The organism is Vibrio sp. D173a (assembly GCF_030248475.1).
Genome location: NZ_JAHGAH010000612.1, coordinates 1 through 2,389 on the forward strand (window position 1 = coordinate 1; position 2,389 = coordinate 2,389).

The 2,389-nt window shown below is 47.4% G+C and carries 3 protein-coding genes; all 3 read right to left on the reverse strand.

Translation table 11 applies throughout. From position 1 onward, the window contains the following. A partial coding sequence (locus tag KIV40_RS27915; RefSeq protein ID WP_285352455.1) for a gamma-glutamyltransferase family protein occupies positions 1-1,189 on the reverse strand: 1,189 nt, incomplete at its 3' end. 91 nt (positions 1,190-1,280) lie between these two features. Further along, positions 1,281-1,943: a LysE family translocator gene (locus KIV40_RS27920; RefSeq protein ID WP_032552261.1), complete on the reverse strand. Its 663-nt coding sequence runs from the start codon at positions 1,941-1,943 to the stop codon at positions 1,281-1,283. A 98-nt stretch (positions 1,944-2,041) separates the two neighbouring features. After that, on the reverse strand, positions 2,042-2,389 hold a 348-nt coding region (locus tag KIV40_RS27925), incomplete at its 5' end, for an AraC family transcriptional regulator (RefSeq protein ID WP_285352456.1).

A 2,389-nucleotide genomic window follows, 5' to 3' on the forward strand; every position in this document is an offset into this window, starting at 1 on the left:
GGCTTCTTTGCATCGCGTGATCCCAAGGTGGGGGGCCGGATGGCGCACTTTCTAATGCCTTTCCTGCAGTAATGAGCTGCGATCGTTCTTTAAGGTAGTCAGTATTTACTAACCCTTGTGTTGGCATTGGCACGTAATCTTGGTCTGCCATGTACATGCCACGGTCTGCAAAGGCTAGGCGAGAAGCGTCTGCTAACACTTGCCAAGATTTCGCATCGTTTGGTCCCCAAGATTTGAGATCAAACTGTTCGGTCATCGCTAAAATTTGACCAACCGTAAGGGCACCAGAACTTGGGGGACCCATGCCACAGATATCGTAGCTCTCATAAGCGGAACATACTGGTTCACGCTGCTTAATAGAGTACGCGTCGAAGTCTTTTTGCGCCAAGACACCGGGATTGCCTTTCGCCGTTTGTACCGTGTGGATGATATCAGCAGAGATCTCACCCTGATAAAACGCTTTGGCACCGTCTTTGGCTATGGCCTCTAGTGTTGCGGCGTACTCTGGGTTTTTAAGAAGCATTCCAGCGGTCTTTGGACTGCCATCGGCATTAAAGAAGTAGGCTTTCGTCGTAGCAAAACGGCTGAGGCGTTGTTGGTCATTGGCTATTAACGTCGCCAAGCGTGGACTGATAGTAAAACCTTTCTTGGCCAATTGAGCGACCGGCTCTATCAGTGATGCCCACTCTAGCTTGCCGTATTTCTGGTGAGTATCCCACAGCAATTGAACAGTACCCGGTGTACCGACCGATCGTCCACCAACAACGGCATCATAAAATTTAAGCGGCTCTCCGTTTTCGTCTTGGAACAGGCGAGGCGTCGCATCCAGTGGTGCGGTCTCACGGCCATCGTAGGTCTTGAGCTGTTTGGCTTCACTATCGAAATAGACAAGGAAGGCACCACCACCAATTCCAGACGATTGTGGTTCAACCAAGCCAAGCATTAGCTGCACCGCAACCATGGCGTCTACTGCGTTACCACCACGCGCAAGTACGTCAGCGCCTGCTTGTGTTGCCAATGGGTTGGCTGCTGTGACCATCCAATCGTTGGCTTTGACGAGTTGCTTGGCTTCTAAACCACTACTTTGTTCTGGGGCGACGGAATCGGCAGCTTGATTTGCCCAACTGGCGTGAGAGGCAAAAAGTAGGGTAGAAGTGGCGAGGGGTGTTAGTTTTGTTTTCCACTGCATGATCTTCTCCTTTTCATATGCAGAGCTAGATTGGCAGTGGAAATGATATTTAGCCAGTACGTTGTTAACGAATTGTAATCTTGATTCTAATTTAGGCGATCAATGATGAAGCCGATTGCCATAAGATACTTAAACCTATCATGCTGAATAGCGCACCACACAAGCCGTCAATGTAAACGGTCGCTTCATGCAGCTTTTTCTGAAGTGCTTTGGTTGAAAGCATCCAAGCCAATAGTGAGAACCAAAATAGCGACAGACCAAACAAGATAAGTAGCGCAAAGCCTTTGCCCGACAGAGACATATCTGCAGGAACTAAGCTCGACATCAAGCTGATAAAAAACACTAACGCCTTTGGATTGAGGATGTTAGTGGCAAAGCCTTTAGAGAATGCTTCACGTTTGTTGGTCAGAATAAGATCTTTCGAGTTGAGCGCTTGATTGTCGTCATCATGACTTTGAATCGTTGCCCATGTTGCTTTGAGAGCACCATAGCCCAAGTAAAGTAAGTAGCTACCACCGGCTAACTGAATAATCGCAAATAGGGTTGGTTGCTGGTGGACTAGGTAGCTGATGCCCGTCAAGCTCAGTAATGAGTGAAGTAAAATCCCACACGACAAACCTAGCGCGATGTACAAGCCTGTCTGCCTACCGTGACGTGTGGCATTTTGGACCACAAGCGCAAAATCAGGACCGGGGCTCATTAAAGCAATAAAGTGGATAGAGGCTAGGGTGATAAGGATGGTGATTTCGTTCATTGTCTAATCTCGATAAAGCTTAGCTAGATTCTAACTGTTGTTGGTATATGGGTTAGCTTACCTAGATCTCACACAGAGCAATTGTAAATAATCAACACTCAGTTGATTTGTGAAGGCGGGACACCAAAGGTTGTCTTGAACGCCTTTGAGAAATGCGCTTGATCGTAGAAACCAACTTGATGCGCCACGTCAGTACCACACACACCTGATTTGATGAGCCTCATGCTCTGCTCCATACGCAAACGACTTAGCCAAGCATAAGGTGTAATGCCCATTTTGTTCTTAAAGTGGCGCTGGAACTGCGTGGTTGATAAGTCACATAGTTCAGAGAGCTGCTCTAAACGTACTGGCTGGTCTAGGTTTGCCATTAAATACTCTTTCAGTGTTTCGATAGATTGATTACCTAGTTGAGTCTCGGTTTTGGATCCAAACTTGGCGTAACGATC

Excerpts from the sequence above, each read along its gene's own strand:
- KIV40_RS27920 (WP_032552261.1), bottom strand. The coding sequence starts at position 1,943 with ATGAACGAAATCACCATCCTTATCACCCTAGCCTCTATCCACTTTATT.